The sequence below is a fragment of the Psychrosphaera saromensis genome, from assembly GCF_002954545.1.
GTDB lineage: Bacteria > Pseudomonadota > Gammaproteobacteria > Enterobacterales > Alteromonadaceae > Psychrosphaera > Psychrosphaera saromensis.
The window spans coordinates 3,442,913-3,460,263 of the sequence record NZ_MSCH01000003.1; the positions used below are offsets into that span (position 1 = coordinate 3,442,913).

Genomic DNA, 17,351 nt, shown 5'->3' on the forward strand with positions numbered 1-17,351 from the left:
CGGGCATTTTACAATCCTGACTAAATTAGTCAAGTAATAATACCCGAGTAAATTAGTCGGGTATGTGTTTTTTAGCACAACTTTTATATTTCAGGGTCGAACGAAGTCATATTTGCAACACGTTTTTTAGCTGCCTTTTTACCCGCAGCTACAAACTCTTCTTCCTCAATTCCAATATCTGGTAAATTTTTTCGACAAATGTCTGAACCCATCTTGTTCATTTCTGAACAAACGGTACTTAATTTTTCGTCCATTATAGAAATATGATCTAACATTCTGCCGATGGCATTAGCCACAGGATCTGGATTATCGTACGACACAGCGTAAGCATCAAAACCATATTTTTTGGCTATTTCAGTACGTTTATCGCTGGTTTCTTTGTCTTGTTTATTAACCACGACACGACCTGGAATACCGATAACCGTTGCATTTTCTGGCACTTCTTTGACGACGACAGAATTTGAACCAATTCTGGAGTTCGCGCCAATTAAGATAGGCCCTAGAATTTGAGCGCCGGCACCAACGACAACACCGTTAGCTAATGTTGGGTGACGTTTACCGCCATTCCAACTTGTGCCACCTAAAGTAACACCATGATAAAGAGTAACGTCATCACCGATTTCGGCGGTTTCACCAATTACAACGCCCATACCGTGGTCGATAAAAAATCGACGACCGATTGTCGCGCCCGGATGTATTTCTACTCCAGTTAACCAACGTGTAATAGTAGAAATAAAGCGAGCGGTAGATTTCCAATTTTTAAGCCAAAGCTTATGTGCTAAACGCTGAAACCAAATTGCATGAAGACCTGGGTAATTAAGAAAAATCTCAATATTGCCACGGGCTGCAGGGTCACGACTGTAAACACTCGCTATGTCTTCTTTTATACGTTCAAACATTCGTACTAACTCTATTTATTGGTTTTGGTAATTGAAGTTAATATGCCACGTAAGATATTCAGTTCGTGTGAATCTGGACGAGCACGATTAAATAAACGACGTAACTTAGGTATTACTTGGCCTGGATGCTGTTTGATCATAAAGCCAGTATGCATTAAGGACTCTTCTAAATGAGTATAAAACCCTTCTAACTGTTCGCCAGTTGGGTAGTCCGTTTCAATGACTTCATCTTTTTTATCTTGTTGTTCCAAGAACTGCATGCGCACTTCATAACTTAACGTTTGAACCGCCATAGCAAGATTTAACGAAGAATAATCTGGATTTGCTGGAATATGTACGTGGAACTGGCACTGTTGTAATTCTTCATTGGTTAGTCCTGAATTTTCACGACCAAACACTAAAGCAACTTTATGTTTTTTGCCTTCACTTACCACTTTTGCGCCACATTCTCTTGGGTCAACCATAGGCCAAGATAACGTACGAGAACGCGCACTTGCGGCGATTGATAATTCACAATCCGCAATGGCTTCTGCCAAGGTAGATACAATCTTAGCATTGCCTAAAATATCAGTTGCCCCAGCAGCTAATGCTGAAGAATGACTATCTGGTGGTTGCACTGGATCAACTAGGACTAAATTAGACAAGCCCATTGTTTTCATTGCTCTGGCAGCAGAGCCGATATTTCCAGTGTGTGAGGTATTAACTAGTACAATTTTTACGTTTTCTAACATTTTTAGATTTCTTGCCACAAAATTTGGCAAGATATTAGCACAAACACTAATACGTATTAAGGAATATTCCGTTTGTTGCTAATACAAAATTGAATAATTCCCTACCTTTAAATATAAGCAGCATGGGAATTATAAAAATATGGACAACAGAAACAGTAAATTAATGGGTGATATCTAACAAAGCGCTGTAGTTACTTGCCATTGGGTAATCGCCAGCAGTCCAACCTAAACGTACAAATACTAAGTTGGAAGATGGAATGATCATGACCGATTGTTGACGATTTCCCAGCATGGCATAAGCATCACTTGGTAATTCTGGCCAACGTAATTTATTGTTGGTATTAGTCGTATTACCAGCCGAGTTAAGCCAAAACTGATAACCATAACGTTTGTCGTTGTTACTTGAGTTAACCGTTGTTGCCCTTTGTACCCAATCTTTACTTAATAAGCGCTGACCATTAATTTCACCTTGGTTCAACATTAACAGGCCAAGTCTTGCCCAGTCACGACCAGATGAATAAACGTATGAACTGCCAACAAACACTCCGGTTGAGTCCGCTTCAAATACGCTATTAGCCATGCCTAACGGTTTGAATATTTCTTCAAATAAATAGTCAACGCTTAGTTGAGTATCATTGCCCAGGGTTTCGTGAGTAAAACGAGATAATAAGTTGGCCGTTCCTGACGAATAAGAAAATACAGTTCCCGGTTTGTGAGCTAACGGGCTAACTATCGCAATATCAGAGGCACTTGGTGCGGTAAATAACATGCGAGTTGCATCGCTGCCGGGGGCATAAGTTTCATCAAACTCTAACCCTGAACTCATTTGCATTAATTGTTGTAAGGTTAATTTTGACCTGCCATCATTTTGCCATTGGCTGAATAAGTTTGTTGGGTTACGTTCAGTTACTTTGGTGTATTCTAAATGACCTAAGATAATAGCAGTTAAACTTTTCGCCATTGACCAACCCAATAACGGTGTATCTTTTGTCACATGAGGGCCATACGACTCAGCTAATAAATGTCCATCCTTTACCACTATCATAGCGCGAGTATTGTAGCCTCTTTCATTGTCGGCTCGAACCATACTGTCTAACGTTTCTTGGATTAACGGCGCGTCATAACTTGATTGATCACCTAATGGCCATTCTTCAAATTCTGAGTGATTTATATCTTCGACAATAATGTTATCTAATTTAGCCGTTGTTTCGGTGTCAATGGTACAACCTAAACCCTCACGGTAAGTTGCTGACGTTTTAGCTATGCCAAATAAGTCGGCAGTAACACGTTTCAGTGACACTTGCTCTGATGGTTCTTCAGTAGATTCATCGTCTAACGATTTGTTTTGTGATTTGTAGTGTAGAGATCCATAAGAATTAAATTGGTATGGGTTTACTTCATCACGCTTAGCAGTACCTTCGTATTGCATATTGACCATATTGACCACAGGTGAGTATGAAGCTAAATCGGTTATTGTTTGCTCTTTACTAAAGCCAGAAATAAAGTAGCTTGAACAGCCCAATTTAGCACTAAGTGCCGTGCTTACACTTATCGCGTGACCTATATTTAATAACGAAAATCCAAGTATTGATGGTGCCGCAGCAAACAGGAGTACGGTTAAAACCACAACCGTATACAGTATTTTTTTCATATTTAAAAAACCTAATCAATATTTAATTAACACAATTTAAAACAATTAAACGCACGTTAAACGAAGTAAACAACAAACTAAACAAAAACAATAATTTATGCAAATTTTCTAACATTAACCAGTTTATTAATTAAGCAATAACTGATGATGTTCCCTCAAAACTTAAACTGCACCAATTTAGCTCTTACATTGTCAGTGTTTCAATACGATGAATGACTTTATATATACGACAAAGAATTACCATTCAAACACTTTATTTGATAGTCTATTGAGTTAAAATTGGTATGAATACAAGGACTTTAATTCATATTAATTTACACACCCATAATTATAAAATAGCTTGGAACATGTCTATGAAAAACCATAACCTTCGACGCTTGCTGACATTAGTATTTGCAATGGCCGTAAGTGCGACTGCAAATGCGAGTGCAGTAAAACAAACTAAAGGTGACTTTGAAGATAAATTCCGTCAATTAGACGAAATCCTTCCTACACCAAATGTATATAGAAATGCAGCTGGTGAGCCAGGTGAGAATTATTGGCAGCAACAAGTCGATTACAAAATCAAAGTAAAACTTGATGAAAAGAAACGTCGACTAGATGCATCGCAAACAATTGATTATAAAAATAACTCTCCTCACACTCTTAAATACCTTTGGTTACAGTTAGAACAAAATAAATATCACGCTGACTCAATTGCTGAAGCGGGTAATTCTTTTGGTGGTATCGGTCGTCGTGGTCCTGCAGCATCTGCGGGGGGTAATGGCAAACCAGCTAAATTAAGCTTAGGTGAGTTACGTCGTCAACAATTCCTAGAAGATAACGAACTAGGTTATGACGTACTAACAGTAAAAGATGATAGTGGTAGAACATTAAAATCAACTGTAGTAGGCACTAACTTACGTATAGATTTAAATACGCCATTAAAACCAGGTAAATCGGTTACTTTCAACATGAAGTTTGGTTTTAACATTGTTGAAGAAGATGCAGTATCAGCTCGTTCTGGTTATGAGCATTTTCCTGATGATGCGCGCAAAGGTGGCAACGACATCTTCTTATTAGCTCAGTGGTTCCCGCGTTTACACGCTTATACTGACTATGAAGGTTGGCATAACAAAGAATTTCTTGGTCGTGGTGAATTCACATTAGAATTTGGTGATTACAACGTTGAAATTACCGTTCCAGCAGATCACATTGTTTCTGCAACTGGTGAATTGGATAACCCTAAAGATGTACTAACAAGTACACAGCGTAAACGCTTAGAAAAAGCAGAAAGTGCTAAACGTCCTGTATTTGTTGTAACGCCTGAAGAAGCGTTAGAAAAAGAAAAAACAGCGACAACAAAACTTAAAACGTGGAAATTTGAAGCGAAAAACGTACGTGACTTTGCTTGGGCTTCATCTCGTAAATTTGCATGGGATGCAAAAGGTTACAAGCAAGGTGGAAAAGATAGACCATTCGTAATGGCTATGTCTTTCTACCCTAAAGAAGGTGGTGAGTTATGGGAGAAATACTCTACTGAAGCAATCGTTCACACTATGGAAGTTTACTCTCGTTATTCTTTTGATTACCCATACCCAACTGCACAGTCTGTAAATGGACCTGTAGGCGGCATGGAATATCCAATGATCACCTTTAACGGCCCAAGAACAAAACTGCAAGATGACGGTACTCGTACTTATACTCAAGCTGAAAAAATATTCTTAATTGGTGTTGTTATTCACGAAGTGGGTCACATTTATTTCCCAATGACAGTTAACTCTGATGAGCGTCAATGGACTTGGATGGATGAAGGCTTAAACAGCTTCCTAGACGCAATTGCATGTCGTGAGTGGGATGAAACTATTCCTTGGGGTGTTGAACCACGTTATATCACTGATTACATGAAAGGTAACGTTCAGGTTCCTATCATGACTCAGTCTGACAGCGTATTAAAACTAGGTCCTAACGCTTACTCAAAACCAGCTAGCGCATTAAATATTCTTCGTGAAGTTGTTCTTGGTCGTGAATTATTCGACTTTGCATTTAAAGAATATGCACAACGTTGGAAATTTAAACGCCCTACTCCATCTGATTTCTTCCGTACAATGGAAGAAGCATCTGGTGTTGACTTAGATTGGTTCTGGCATGGCTGGTTCTACACAACCGATCACGTTGATATTTCTGTAGATGCAGTTCATAAAATGGAATTAGATTCTAAAAATCCTGATATCGACTTCCCTCGTTTCCGTGATATCGAAAACGACAAGCCTATGCCTGCTTTTGTTTCTCAAAACAAAGCTGAAGGTAAAAAGTCTTGGGTTGAATCTAACAAAGATGTAACTGACTTTTATGACGAAAACGACCGTTTCACGGTTACAAATAAAGACAGAAACTCTTACAACAAATTCCTTAAAGGTCTTAAGCCTTGGGAAAAACGTGTATTTGAACGCGCTATTGAAGAAAACAAAAATTACTACGTAATTGATTTCTCAAACAAAGGTGGCTTGGTTATGCCTATCCTTCTGCAACTTACTTATGCAGACGGAACAGTGGAAGACCAATATATCCCTGCTGAAATCTGGCGTCGTACTCCTAAAGCCGTTAAGCGTTTAGTTGTGACAGAGAAAGAGCTTGTAAGCGTTGTTGTTGACCCTACGTGGGAAACGGCTGATGTAGACAACGAAAATAATATCTACCCTCGTCGTATTATTCCTTCACGTGTTGAAGCGTATAAAGCAAAACGTAGTTCAGGCAAAAATAGTACTCGTCGTGACATCATGCATGAGATCACTACTAAGCTAAAAACTGACGAAGACAAAAAAGATGACAAGAAAGAAGATTAATCTAAATAAGATCAACAAATCTTAATTAGTACTTCTTTTCGTTATTGATTTTAAATAAAATGCCCGAGCTAATTCGGGCATTTTTTATATGAGAACACTTATGTTTAATCGACTATGTTTTATTTCACTGTTAGTACTAACGGCTATTTTTAGCTGTCCTACTTTCAGCCAGCAAGCCACTACTAAACAACAAAGTGCCCATAAATTAAAAACAGCGTTTACTGTTATTTTATTTAATGAACGTACTAAGAACCTAGAAGTTATGCATAGATTTTATCTGCATGATGCGGAAGAAGCTGTGTGGGAAATATTTGATAAAAAAGCCGATATTATTGCAAATCCTGAAACACAAAAAGAATTTGCCACTTATGTCACTCAACGCTTTGCTTTAAAAGACCAAAACGGTAAAGACATAGAGCTAGATTTAGTGGGATTTCAAAATGACGCAGGTTACTTTTGGGTATACCAAGAGATAAAGCAACCTGAAGGTTTAACTCAATTACACATACGTGACGATTCACTACGTGATATATGGACTGAACAGTTTAATGTAGTAAACATTGAAGGGCTAAATGAAGTAATTACGTTAAGCTTTTCAGGTTCTGATTCTTGGTTATCTACTGAATTAAACCAGGCGGCTGAATAATACAGCGCGAATGTTTAGAACCTGAATATTAAAAGGGTTTAAGCTGACTTTAATTTTTTACGATTAATTAAATGCGCACTGATGACAAAAACACTACCGATAATCGTTAATACCGTTTCTGTTGTATCGCCAATTGAGATAGCAATAGTTAAAGTAATAACACCTAGAACGGCTAATATTGCTGGATTACGATTATGGTGTGCTTTGTATGCCTTAGGCAAGCTATACGCTAGAATTAAAATAATAGGCGTTAACAACGCAGCATGCATCCACTCTTCATGGATAGACTCAGCAAAATGACTCAATCCTAAGCTTGCGCCAAATGCCAATAATAATATAGGTAAAAAACAGTGGATCATACATAAGACTGATAGCCATGCACCCAATACATCACGCATTATAGTTCCAACTCAAAAATGAAGAATTGATATAATATAACATTACATTTTTAAGCGCTACTTTTTAATTATGTAAAAGTAAGTAAATTCATAAATAACCATCGCCAAGCTGCACCATATAATAATTCCTATTAAATCCATTGACTTTAACTTATCAATCGATACAATTCTTACCAATCGGTATAAAAAGGTTAACAAATATGATCTATTCAACTATTGGCTTCTTAATTTTGGTTGTGGCATTGGTCCACTACTTTTCTAAGCTAAAGCAAAATCAAACACCTAAAAACCCAATATTGCTAAAAAGTGCAATGCTTGTAGGTTCGGCACTATCTATTTGGTCTTTGGTAACGCTCCACTATCAGTTAGATCTAAACACAATATTAGTTTTGCTTTTTACAATTAATACCTTATCAACATCAGCCATCTTTGCTTATTTTTTAGCAACTAAAGCGACTCCAATTGGCGACATAAAAGTCAAAGTGGGAGATACATTCATTCCTTTTAAAACCAATGAATTTGATTCTGAGTCATTAATTGGCAAGCGTACTTTATTGAAATTCTACCGAGGTTCTTGGTGTCCATACTGCTCGGCAGAGTTAGCTATGTTTGAAGCATTAAAGCCTAAGTTAAATGAATACGGCGTACAGATCATTGCTTTGTCGAATGATTCGACTGAAGAGCAAAAGCTTCATTTAGAACGCGATAATATAAGCCACACACTAATATCAGATCCTGAGCTAGCCATTATCAAACAGTATGGTGTAGAACATCATAAAGGCCTTGGCGCAACAGCGGCTGATACGATTAGTATTTGTGGTATCGCAATGCCATTACCTTGGAAAATGCGCTTTAAAGCGATGGCAATTCCAACATCAATACTGATTGATAAAAATGGTAAAATTGTGTGGATAGATCAATCAGATGATTACCGTTTAAGAGCAAGCGAAGAAGCGATAATGGGTGCGGTTGTATCACACTTTAACAAAACCGATGCACCTGAATAAATACATCGCCTTTATGCAACAAGATAGTTAAAACCTGACTGATTTAGCTATTTCATTGTTTGACCTTAGATAAAAAAGCCAACTTATGTTGGCTTTTTTGTGTTCTTTTTAACTATTAGTCTCCGCCGCCTCCAGCAGACGAATAACCTTCACCATTACTTAACGATGAACCTTTTTTCTTTCTAGCTAATGGACGATCTTGGCTACGATGGAATTGCCATATTCCAATTCCGGCAATGACAGGAATTAACCAAACTATAAATATTTGAGCTCCTTTTTGGAAAGGTTCCAAATCATTTCTTGTTAATAAGAAGATAGTCACAATTAAATTCATCAAAACAATACCTGCCACGACGGCATACCAAATTTTAAATTCCATAAAATGCCTTTATTTACTAATCAAATACAGGGTTAAAATTTAATTTATGTTAAAACCATTTATTCTTTTTAAACACCCAAACTTGCAGTGAAACGACCACGACGAGCATAAAGCTGAACAGGCCAAAAGCATAGGGGTTGTCTGAGCCAGGTATTCCGCCAACATTTACCCCTAACAAGCCGGTAAAGAAGCCAAGCGGTAAGAATATGGCAGCTACGATGGATAACACGTACATGCGGCCATTCATTTGCTCTGCTAAGCGATTACTTAATTCTTCTTGGCTTACGGTCGCTCTGTCTTTGATTGAGTCTAAATCTTCAATAAATCTGATCAGGTGATCCGTTGCTTCCCTTAACTGAATTCTTTCGTCTGTACTGAACAGGGTTACTTTTTCACTTAGCAGCTGCTGCATAGCTTCACGTTGCGGCGATAGGTAACGACGCAGTGAGATAATTTGGCGGCGACAATCAGACAGTTCATTACGCAAGCCATAATTGCTAGACATTAAAATTGACTCTTCAATTTCAGAGACTTTATCTTCAATCTCTTCAATCGTCTCGGCCATTCTAATGATTAGTCGCCCGGTTAAAATACTGACAAATTGAGCTGGTGTGGCAGGCCCTTCCCCAGCATCAAAGTCTGCGGCTATATCTCTAACCGACAATAAGGTTCTGTGGCGAGTACTGATCACCCTATCTTTACCAAACCATAGACGAATAGAAACCATATCTTCTGGATTGCTGTTAGCCGCTAAGTTAACACCACGTAACGAGATAAGGATACCATCATGAAACACAGATGCTCTTGGGCGAGTTTCATCATGTAATAACGCGTCTATAACGACTTGGTTTAATCCACTTTTCTCATTTAACCAAATGTCCGTTGCTTCAAGTTCATAATCAAAATGAAGCCAATAAGGTTTGTCGGTATTTAATTCGTCTAGTTCGGTAACACGATTACTTGATGGTTCTTCATCAAAATAATAACCATGTACAAATTTTTTAGGCTGCATCAGCTTTGCTCCTGAGAAATAGCAGGTGTCACAGATAAACCTTATAAAATTGGTTTACCTGCGCTTATTAATTGGAAAAAGTTAATCTAGGCTTTGCGCCTTTGTCGTTGTCGACTCTTGGTGCACACAATAACAACCTGGAACTTTTAATCTTATGTTCATCAACCATTAAGTCTTTAAAGTTTTTCATTCTTTTCAATGACAACTGATTCAATTTATCTAATTGGTTTACGGTTAACTTCTGCGTACTTTCAATACCAATGTCAGATTTAGTGGACAAGGCGCATACGGTAATTTGAGTGTCTTCTTTGTCTAGCATTAAAGCTGAAAATTCGTTTAGAAACTCGCTAGCAGATTCTGGTATTTCGTCTTCGCCAGTGGTTAATATCAGGTCTTGAAATCTAACTTTAAGAATAAACTCCCCTGCTTGCATGCCAATTTGAATAATACTGGCGTAAGGCACAAAGGCATTCATTAAGTATTCTTTGGTGGCAGACATAGTGGCGCGTTGAACCAATAACGACATAAAGCCGCTTAGTCTAAAGTCTGGCGAATTTAAGTCGCCATCAATCGGTACGTCTAATTCAATATTACCGTCGCCGTCTTTTAACATAGACAAAGCAACGTTCACAGGAATAAAAGAGTCCACCATTGTCGAACTGTCATAATCAAACGATTCGGTTAACTCAACACGTGATAAGTTAAGACGCGCGTTACCATTGATGTGTTCACCGTTGATCACAAAGTTACTAACGGTGCTTAAATGACCACTTTCAATTGCCATAAACTGTTGTACGTACGCCGTCGTTGTCGATAAATCAAACTCGCTCACGGTAATATCCGCTTTAACGTATTTATCTTTTTTAAATGGCTCTACATCAGCATTAATACTAAATCTTGAGTATTGGTCAAACGCTCCAGCGACCTTCACTTTTGTGGTTACACTTGGCTTTTCGCTATCAATTGGCTCTAATGTAAAAGTCGAGACTCTAATGTGATTGCTATAACTTGGTGATACTGAACGATCCGTTACCGCTAAAATCAAATCATCTGACAAACTTATTTTGCCAACATAAAAGCGAAATGGATTTTCTTGCTCGCTGGTTTTATCTTCTAGGCTCTTATCCTGTTTTGTATCGGTTGACGTCACCTTTGTGTTGGCTTTAGCTGCTGGTGAATTTTTTGTCGCATCGCTTGCTGCACCTTGAGACGTTTCATTTGTTTTAGGCGCAGGTGAAAGTAATGCATTTAGCTGAACCACAGAGCCATTGGCCTGTTTATTAATGGCCGAGTTCACTTTGTTAATGTCCACACTGGCTACTAACACACCATTATCGGTTATTTGTATATCCGCAACGCTAATTTTGGCTATTTCTAATAAAGGTGAAAACTTAGGGTCTTCCGATTCTTTCGCTTGCTCTGCTTTGTTATGCTCAGTTTTATTATTATCGACTTGATTATTTTCGGCTTGATTGTTGCCAGTTGTGTTGTTAACAAGCTCGGCATCTTTGTCATTAACCAGTACTACGTTGTGAAACTCAATTAAATCGCTTTGAATAAAGTTTTCACCATTTTCTATTACCGTACTGATATCTGGAATATTAAGTTTTGCCAGTTTAAATAACTCGGTAATTTTGTCGTTTCCACGGTCACTTTTTTCAGCTTTTTTATCTTCGCTTTGCTCAGTTGTTACTTGCTGAGCACTTGTTTGTTCAGTTCTGGTTTGCTGAGCTCTGGTTTGTTCAAGGACTAAATCCGTTTGTTCAAAGGCAATATTTGAACGTAAGCTCAGGCCTTGTTGCAAACTGGCGACCGTTTGTTCTGTTTGATTTAATAACGACAACAGTGAATGTGGCGTTGATAACTCAATAGCACCATCTTTAAATTGTAAGTCAGCTATAGCAACCTTGCGATTTTCTATACCTATTTGCATTAATGCAAAGTCAGTTAACTGTAATTTAATACCTTGTACTTGAGATGATATTTCAGAGTCGTCAAATACAACTTCTTGTTGTAATTGCAATGATAGCAAGCCGGTAATGTCATTAAACTCGTTGTTAATAGGTGCTGTTATTGGTGCAGCGTCTATTTGTGCTGTATTTGCTTCAGCTGTGCTGGTTTGACCCGTATTAGTTTCATCCGTCTTAACCGATGCATTTACAGGCTGAGCTGTATTAGTCTCAGAGGTAACAGCAGTAATTGTACTAGCTTCAGGTGCATTAAGCGGGGTGAGTAATGCTGATTTAAAACGCTGTAAGTCCAGCTCAGTCAGATTAACTCCGTACTCAAATTTACCAATACCCTCATTCAGTTTCAGCTTTGCATGTAACTCAAATACAGCTTTGTTTATAAGCAAAGTGATATCAGCAGACGCAGATTGTTGCAGTTGGGAAAATGCTAAGTCAGAGATAACTAAACTGTTAAGCTCAATACTCTGTTTATCTTCTACCAGAGTGAATAACAGGGTAGCGTTTTTGATCGACAGTTTTGGTAGTTCAAGTACCGCAGTACTAAGCCAGCTTTTGTCGTCTTCGTCTTCAACCTTTGCGTCTTTTCCAGTTTCATCCTTTGCTGTAGATGATTCTGTTGTAGATGGCTCTGCTGTCGATGATGCAACAGCCTGCTCAGTTGCTTTTGTCGGTGAAGTTGGCTCTGTCGGTGTAGTTGGCTCTGTCGATGTAGTTGCTTGGGTGGAAGATGTTTCTTCTTGAGCTAATAATTCAAGTTGAGTTAGGATTTTATCTACATCTGCTTGCAAGCCATCTATTTCTAACTTTTCAATTACAACTCTATTCGCCAATAATTTAAACAAACCAACTTCAATAGTCCCTGACGGTATTGACATTAAGCTGTTATTTTCACTCGCTTGTATCTCTGAAATTTCTAACTGACTAATATGGAGCTCAGAAATAAAAGGGTTATAACGAATATTGGTTTCTTCACTCAGTTGCAAATTTTTATTCGCTAAGAATTCAGACAAATAATGATCTATTAACACTGGAGATAATCCCCAGATAGCGCCATTAATAACAAGATAACTGATAAGAACTACTTTAATAATACGGGAATATATTTTCGACATGACTCAGCTTTTTTTAATTCAAATTTCAGTCTTAATACGACTGCGATCGCAAACAATGCGTTAGGAATAACCAAACCTTCAACAACAAATATTAAGGTTAAGTATTTGTTGTTAATCATAAGGTGATTATTTTTGGATTACCATGTTTAAAGTATTAATTTTAACCTTATATTTTGCCAACTTAATTATTCACCTTTTTCACCTAGTTTCTGGTGTCTCACCGAATTAGTATCTATAGTTAACGAAAAGTTGTGTGAATGTTTTAAACACAACAAAATAATTTAGCTTTAAGGATGTACTCCTAGTCTATGACTAATCAAATATCGGTAACTCAGCAAGAGGGATATATACAAGTCGCTTTTACGGCGATGGCCTCTCCTTGTTATTTATTAATTGAAGGTGATGATGTAACCCAGCACCAAAAATTAATAAAACATACAATTAAAGAAGTACAAAGGCTGGAGCAAAAACTATCACGTTATGTACTAGATAGTGTTTGTACTCAAATAAATGTATCCAACGGTAATCCTGTAAAAATTGATACTGAAACCTACAATTTATTTAAATATGCCCAAGAACTCTATGACGTATCCGATGGGTTATTTGATATTACCTCAGGTGCATTAAGCCAAGTGTGGACGTTTGATGAAAATTTAGTAACACCAACACAAGAAGCCATAGACCGAGTTTTACCTTATGTTGGCTGGACAAAAATGACCGTTAAACCAGACTCAATTACTTTACCGCAAGGGATGGAAATTGATTTTGGCGCTATGGGTAAAGAATATGCAGTTAGTTGTATCGCTAAAGCTGGTCGTGAACTTGCCCCTAAACATTCTATATTGATCAACATAGGTGGTGATATTGAGATCAGCCAAAAAAGAAGTGATGGCGAAAAGTGGACCGTTGACATAGAAAGGCATAATCAAGAACCACTTAGAGTTAAATTTGATAGAGGCGCAATGGCAACGACTGGCGACTTACATCGTTTTGTAATGATAGACGGTGAACGCTACAGCCATATTCTAAACCCGAAAACCGGTTGGCCAATTAAGCAAAGTGTTTCAACCGTGACGGTTACGGCACAAACCTGTATTCAAGCGGGGTCGATAGCGACATTAGCACTGTTAAAAGGTGACGATACGGAAAGCTTTTTAGAAAAACAAACAGGTATCAAATACGTTGTAAATCACTATTGATTGCTAAGGACTGAAATTCGCTTTTACACAATTAAAAAAACCGACATGATGTCGGTTTTTTTGATTTTATCTATGAAAGCTTAGTTTAACTGGTTAAGTCATCAAAAAACTTTTTAACGCCGTCAAAGAAACCTTGTTCTTTTGGACGATTTTTTGATGTTTTACCCGACATAGTTTCTTCAAATTGATTTAATAAATCTTTTTGTTTGTCGTTTAAGTTAACTGGCGTTTCAATAATAACCTTACATAGCAAGTCACCAACTGGGCCACCACGAACAGACTTAACACCTTTACCACGTAAACGGAACGTTCTGCCTGATTGGGTTTCAGAAGGAATTTTTAACTTAGCTCTGCCGCCTAACGTTGGCACTTCAATCTCGCCACCTAAAGCTGCAGTGGTAAAGCCGATAGGAACGTCACAGTATAAATTGGTACCATCACGGTCAAAGATTTTATGATCTTTAACGTGCACTTGTACAAATAAGTCACCTGTACCAGCACCATTTAATCCTGCTTCACCTTCACCGGCTAGTCTGATCCTGTCGCCAGTATCAACACCCGCTGGGATTTTAACTGATAAGGTTTTAGTCTTTTCAACACGACCTTCGCCATAACATGATTTACAAGGATCTGAAATTATCTGACCTTTGCCTTTACATGTTGGACAGGTTTGCTGAACAGCAAAGAAACCTTGACGCATTTGTACTTGGCCTTGGCCATGACAAGTGTGACATGTTTTAGCTTTAGAACCTTTATTAGCACCTGAACCAGTACAAGGTTCACAAGTTACCCAGGTAGGAACTTTGATTTCAAGTTCTTTACCACGGACTGCATCTTCTAAGGTCATTTCTAAGCTGTAACGTAAATCAGATCCACGTTGCTGACGTTGACCGCCACCACCGCGACGACCTCCACCACCAAAGATATCGCCAAATACATCGCCAAAAACATCGCCATAGTCAGCGCCGCCGCCAAATCCACCATGACCACCGCCGTGACCGTGCTCAAATGCAGCGTGTCCGTGTTGATCATATTTATGACGAGTATCTTCGTCAGACAATATTTCGTAAGCTTCTTTGACTTCTTTAAATTTAACTTCTAAGTCTTTATCACCCTTAGTGCGGTCAGGGTGAAATTTCATCGCCAAGCGCTTATATGCTTTTTTAATCTCTCGTTCTGTTGCGCTTTTTTCAACACCCAGAACTTCGTAATAATCGCGTTTAGACATACTAAAATTAACTCTTTTTTTAAAACAAATAAAGGCGTACTAATGTACGCCAGTATAAAATCTTTATTTTTTAATCACTTAATGTGAACCAAAATAAATTTAATAGGTTTTGTGCCGTGAAGCAGACACGCAGTGTGGTTTACCACATGAGTATCTGCGACAAAGGCACAGAGCCTAGAAAATTCTATTTTTTATCATCTTCATTAACTTCTTCAAACTCAGCATCTACTACATCATCATCTTGTGCAGATTGAGCTTGTTCACCGTCCATATCAGGACCAGCTTGTTGTGCACCAGATTTTGCTTGTGCAATTTCAGCTAGTTTTTGAGACGCTTCCATTAGAGCTTTAGACTTAGCTTCGATGTCATCTGTTGAACCAGACTTAGATGCGTCTTTAAGTTCAGAGATAGCTTTTTCGATAACTTCTTTGTCTTCAACTGGTAAGTCATCACCGGCTTCTGTGATTTGTTTCTCAGTAGCATGTGCTAGAGCGTCAGCTTGGTTACGAGCTTGCGCTAGTACTTCAAACTTTTTGTCTTCTTCAGCATTTGCTTCTGCATCACGGATCATAGCTTCAACTTCTTCATCAGATAAACCTGAAGATGCTTGGATAGTGATTTTCTGTTCTTTACCTGTATCTTTATCTTTTGCAGATACATGTAAGATACCGTCGGCATCAACATCGAATGTTACTTCGATTTGTGGCGTACCACGTTGTGCTGCACGTATACCTTCTAAGTTGAACTGACCAAGTGACTTATTGTTTGCCGCTTGCTTACGCTCACCTTGTAGTACGTGAATCGTTACCGCTGCTTGGTTATCTTCTGCAGTTGAGAACGTTTGTGACTGTTTTGTAGGAATCGTCGTGTTTTTCTCGATTACTGCAGTCATTACGCCACCCATAGTCTCGATACCTAGAGATAATGGACTAACATCTAATAACAATACATCTTTAACGTCACCAGAAAGAACACCAGCTTGAATCGCTGCGCCAACCGCTACCGCTTCATCAGGGTTAACATCTTTACGAGGCTCTTTACCGAAGAATTCAGTAACAGCTTCTTGTACCTTAGGCATACGTGTTTGACCACCAACTAAGATGATGTCATTTATATCACTTACTGATAAGTCTGCATCTTTAAGAGCCATTTTTAATGGTTCTAATGTTGCTTGGATCATATCTTCAACAAGAGACTCTAGTTTTGAACGAGTGATCTTGATGTTCATGTGTTTAGGACCAGAAGCATCCGCCGTTACGTAAGGTAAGTTAACTTCTGTTGTTTGTGCAGATGAAAGTTCGATTTTAGCTTTTTCTGCAGCTTCTTTAACACGTTGCATTGCAAGAGGGTCATTTTTAAGATTAACGCCTTGCTCTTTATTAAATTCTTCAACTAAGTAGTTGATAACACGGTTATCGAAATCTTCACCACCTAAGTGAGTATCACCGTTAGTCGCTAATACTTCGAAAGTTTGCTCGCCATCTACTTCATCTATTTCGATGATAGAGATATCGAATGTACCACCACCAAGGTCATAAACAGCAACTACATTGTCGCTACCTTTTTTACCAAGACCGTATGCTAGTGCAGCGGCTGTTGGTTCGTTGATAATACGTTTTACGTCTAGTCCAGCAATACGACCAGCATCTTTAGTTGCTTGACGTTGTGAATCGTTGAAGTAAGCAGGAACCGTGATTACTGCAGACGTTACTGCTTCACCAAGATAATCTTCAGCTGTTTTCTTCATTTTCTTAAGAACTTCAGCAGAGATTTGTGGCGGAGCCATTTTCTCGCCTTTCGCTTCAACCCATGCATCGCCATTGTCAGCTTTAACAATTTTAAAAGGCATGATGTCGATGTCACGTTGAATTTCTTTATCTTCCCAACGACGACCAATTAAACGCTTGATTGCGAATAATGTATTTGTTGGATTTGTTACTGCTTGACGTTTAGCTGGTTGACCAACTAATGTTTCACCGTCTTCTGTATATGCGATGATAGATGGCGTTGTACGATCGCCCTCTGCGTTCTCGATTACACGAGGCTTATCGCCGTCTAAAACTGCTACACAAGAGTTAGTTGTACCTAAATCTATACCGATCATTCTACCCATGGGATGTTCTCCAAAATTCTGTTATTAGGGGTTTAAATTTGCTTGCTAACTAAGTGGGGTTGGCTAAATGGTTTTCAACTCAAAATGTGAAGTTTTTTCATAAAAACATTAAATTAGTGTGGTTATATCGTTTTTTTTATGATTTTCACCAAATCCGTAGCCAATTTAGGTAAATAAATAT

At 38.3% G+C, this 17,351-nt stretch carries 13 protein-coding genes; 4 read left to right on the top strand and 9 right to left on the bottom strand.

The window, feature by feature from the left end; genetic code table 11:
* Window positions 1-83 precede the first annotated feature (83 nt).
* From cysE to BTO11_RS15590, 3 genes are all read right to left on the bottom strand, one after another.
* The gene (gene cysE, locus BTO11_RS15580) at window positions 84-899 is read right to left on the bottom strand and encodes a serine O-acetyltransferase (RefSeq protein WP_105053462.1); all 816 of its coding nucleotides are present in this window, start codon (window positions 897-899) and stop codon (window positions 84-86) included.
* Between the two features lie 11 nt (window positions 900-910).
* Window positions 911-1,630 (bottom strand): tRNA (cytosine(32)/uridine(32)-2'-O)-methyltransferase TrmJ, encoded by a 720-nt coding sequence (trmJ, locus tag BTO11_RS15585; RefSeq protein ID WP_105053463.1) that lies wholly within the window; start codon window positions 1,628-1,630, stop codon window positions 911-913.
* Window positions 1,631-1,790: 160 nt separating this feature from the next.
* Window positions 1,791-3,281, bottom strand: coding sequence for a serine hydrolase domain-containing protein (locus BTO11_RS15590; RefSeq protein ID WP_105053464.1), 1,491 nt, complete (start codon window positions 3,279-3,281; stop codon window positions 1,791-1,793).
* Window positions 3,282-3,634: 353 nt separating this feature from the next.
* On the opposite strand from BTO11_RS15590, the gene BTO11_RS15595 reads away from it, so the two are divergent.
* Window positions 3,635-6,106, top strand: coding sequence for a M1 family metallopeptidase (locus tag BTO11_RS15595; protein WP_105053465.1), 2,472 nt, complete (start codon window positions 3,635-3,637; stop codon window positions 6,104-6,106).
* A gap of 100 nt (window positions 6,107-6,206) precedes the next feature.
* Window positions 6,207-6,752: a DUF6702 family protein gene (locus BTO11_RS15600; RefSeq protein ID WP_219846479.1), complete on the top strand. Its 546-nt coding sequence runs from the start codon at window positions 6,207-6,209 to the stop codon at window positions 6,750-6,752.
* A gap of 38 nt (window positions 6,753-6,790) precedes the next feature.
* On the opposite strand, the gene BTO11_RS15605 is transcribed toward BTO11_RS15600, so the two are convergent.
* Complete coding sequence (locus BTO11_RS15605; RefSeq protein ID WP_105053466.1) at window positions 6,791-7,150, bottom strand: MerC domain-containing protein; 360 nt, start codon at window positions 7,148-7,150, stop codon at window positions 6,791-6,793.
* A gap of 200 nt (window positions 7,151-7,350) precedes the next feature.
* On the opposite strand from BTO11_RS15605, the gene BTO11_RS15610 reads away from it, so the two are divergent.
* The gene (locus BTO11_RS15610; RefSeq protein WP_105053467.1) at window positions 7,351-8,157 is read left to right on the top strand and encodes a peroxiredoxin family protein; all 807 of its coding nucleotides are present in this window, start codon (window positions 7,351-7,353) and stop codon (window positions 8,155-8,157) included.
* A gap of 115 nt (window positions 8,158-8,272) precedes the next feature.
* Here BTO11_RS15610 and BTO11_RS15615 read toward each other — a convergent pair whose 3' ends face one another.
* The 3 genes from BTO11_RS15615 to BTO11_RS15625 form a co-directional block, all read right to left on the bottom strand.
* Window positions 8,273-8,536, bottom strand: a complete 264-nt coding sequence (locus tag BTO11_RS15615; RefSeq protein ID WP_105053468.1) for a hypothetical protein — start codon at window positions 8,534-8,536, stop codon at window positions 8,273-8,275.
* Window positions 8,537-8,585: 49 nt separating this feature from the next.
* Entirely contained in the window at window positions 8,586-9,548 is a 963-nt protein-coding gene (locus BTO11_RS15620; protein ID WP_105053469.1) for a zinc transporter ZntB, read from the bottom strand.
* Between the two features lie 67 nt (window positions 9,549-9,615).
* Window positions 9,616-12,630: a DUF748 domain-containing protein gene (locus BTO11_RS15625; RefSeq protein ID WP_105053470.1), complete on the bottom strand. Its 3,015-nt coding sequence runs from the start codon at window positions 12,628-12,630 to the stop codon at window positions 9,616-9,618.
* Window positions 12,631-12,938: 308 nt separating this feature from the next.
* Here BTO11_RS15625 and BTO11_RS15630 point away from each other — a divergent pair, with 308 nt between their 5' ends.
* Window positions 12,939-13,829 (top strand): FAD:protein FMN transferase, encoded by an 891-nt coding sequence (locus BTO11_RS15630; protein ID WP_105053471.1) that lies wholly within the window; start codon window positions 12,939-12,941, stop codon window positions 13,827-13,829.
* Between the two features lie 85 nt (window positions 13,830-13,914).
* On the opposite strand, the gene dnaJ is transcribed toward BTO11_RS15630, so the two are convergent.
* Entirely contained in the window at window positions 13,915-15,057 is a 1,143-nt protein-coding gene (gene dnaJ / locus BTO11_RS15635; RefSeq protein WP_105053472.1) for a molecular chaperone DnaJ, read from the bottom strand.
* A gap of 184 nt (window positions 15,058-15,241) precedes the next feature.
* The gene (gene dnaK / locus BTO11_RS15640) at window positions 15,242-17,170 is read right to left on the bottom strand and encodes a molecular chaperone DnaK (RefSeq protein ID WP_105053473.1); all 1,929 of its coding nucleotides are present in this window, start codon (window positions 17,168-17,170) and stop codon (window positions 15,242-15,244) included.
* Between the last annotated feature and the right edge of the window lie 181 nt (window positions 17,171-17,351).

What these genes read in the sequence shown, in the direction of transcription:
- cysE (WP_105053462.1), bottom strand. Translation starts at nt 899, where the DNA reads ATGTTTGAACGTATAAAAGAAGACATAGCGAGTGTTTACAGTCGTGAC.
- trmJ (WP_105053463.1), bottom strand. Translation starts at nt 1,630, where the DNA reads ATGTTAGAAAACGTAAAAATTGTACTAGTTAATACCTCACACACTGGA.
- BTO11_RS15590 (WP_105053464.1), bottom strand. Translation starts at nt 3,281, where the DNA reads ATGAAAAAAATACTGTATACGGTTGTGGTTTTAACCGTACTCCTGTTT.
- BTO11_RS15595 (WP_105053465.1), top strand. Translation starts at nt 3,635, where the DNA reads ATGAAAAACCATAACCTTCGACGCTTGCTGACATTAGTATTTGCAATG.
- BTO11_RS15600 (WP_219846479.1), top strand. Translation starts at nt 6,207, where the DNA reads ATGTTTAATCGACTATGTTTTATTTCACTGTTAGTACTAACGGCTATT.
- BTO11_RS15605 (WP_105053466.1), bottom strand. Translation starts at nt 7,150, where the DNA reads ATGCGTGATGTATTGGGTGCATGGCTATCAGTCTTATGTATGATCCAC.
- BTO11_RS15610 (WP_105053467.1), top strand. Translation starts at nt 7,351, where the DNA reads ATGATCTATTCAACTATTGGCTTCTTAATTTTGGTTGTGGCATTGGTC.
- BTO11_RS15615 (WP_105053468.1), bottom strand. Translation starts at nt 8,536, where the DNA reads ATGGAATTTAAAATTTGGTATGCCGTCGTGGCAGGTATTGTTTTGATG.
- BTO11_RS15620 (WP_105053469.1), bottom strand. Translation starts at nt 9,548, where the DNA reads ATGCAGCCTAAAAAATTTGTACATGGTTATTATTTTGATGAAGAACCA.
- BTO11_RS15625 (WP_105053470.1), bottom strand. Translation starts at nt 12,630, where the DNA reads ATGTCGAAAATATATTCCCGTATTATTAAAGTAGTTCTTATCAGTTAT.
- BTO11_RS15630 (WP_105053471.1), top strand. Translation starts at nt 12,939, where the DNA reads ATGACTAATCAAATATCGGTAACTCAGCAAGAGGGATATATACAAGTC.
- dnaJ (WP_105053472.1), bottom strand. Translation starts at nt 15,057, where the DNA reads ATGTCTAAACGCGATTATTACGAAGTTCTGGGTGTTGAAAAAAGCGCA.
- dnaK (WP_105053473.1), bottom strand. Translation starts at nt 17,170, where the DNA reads ATGGGTAGAATGATCGGTATAGATTTAGGTACAACTAACTCTTGTGTA.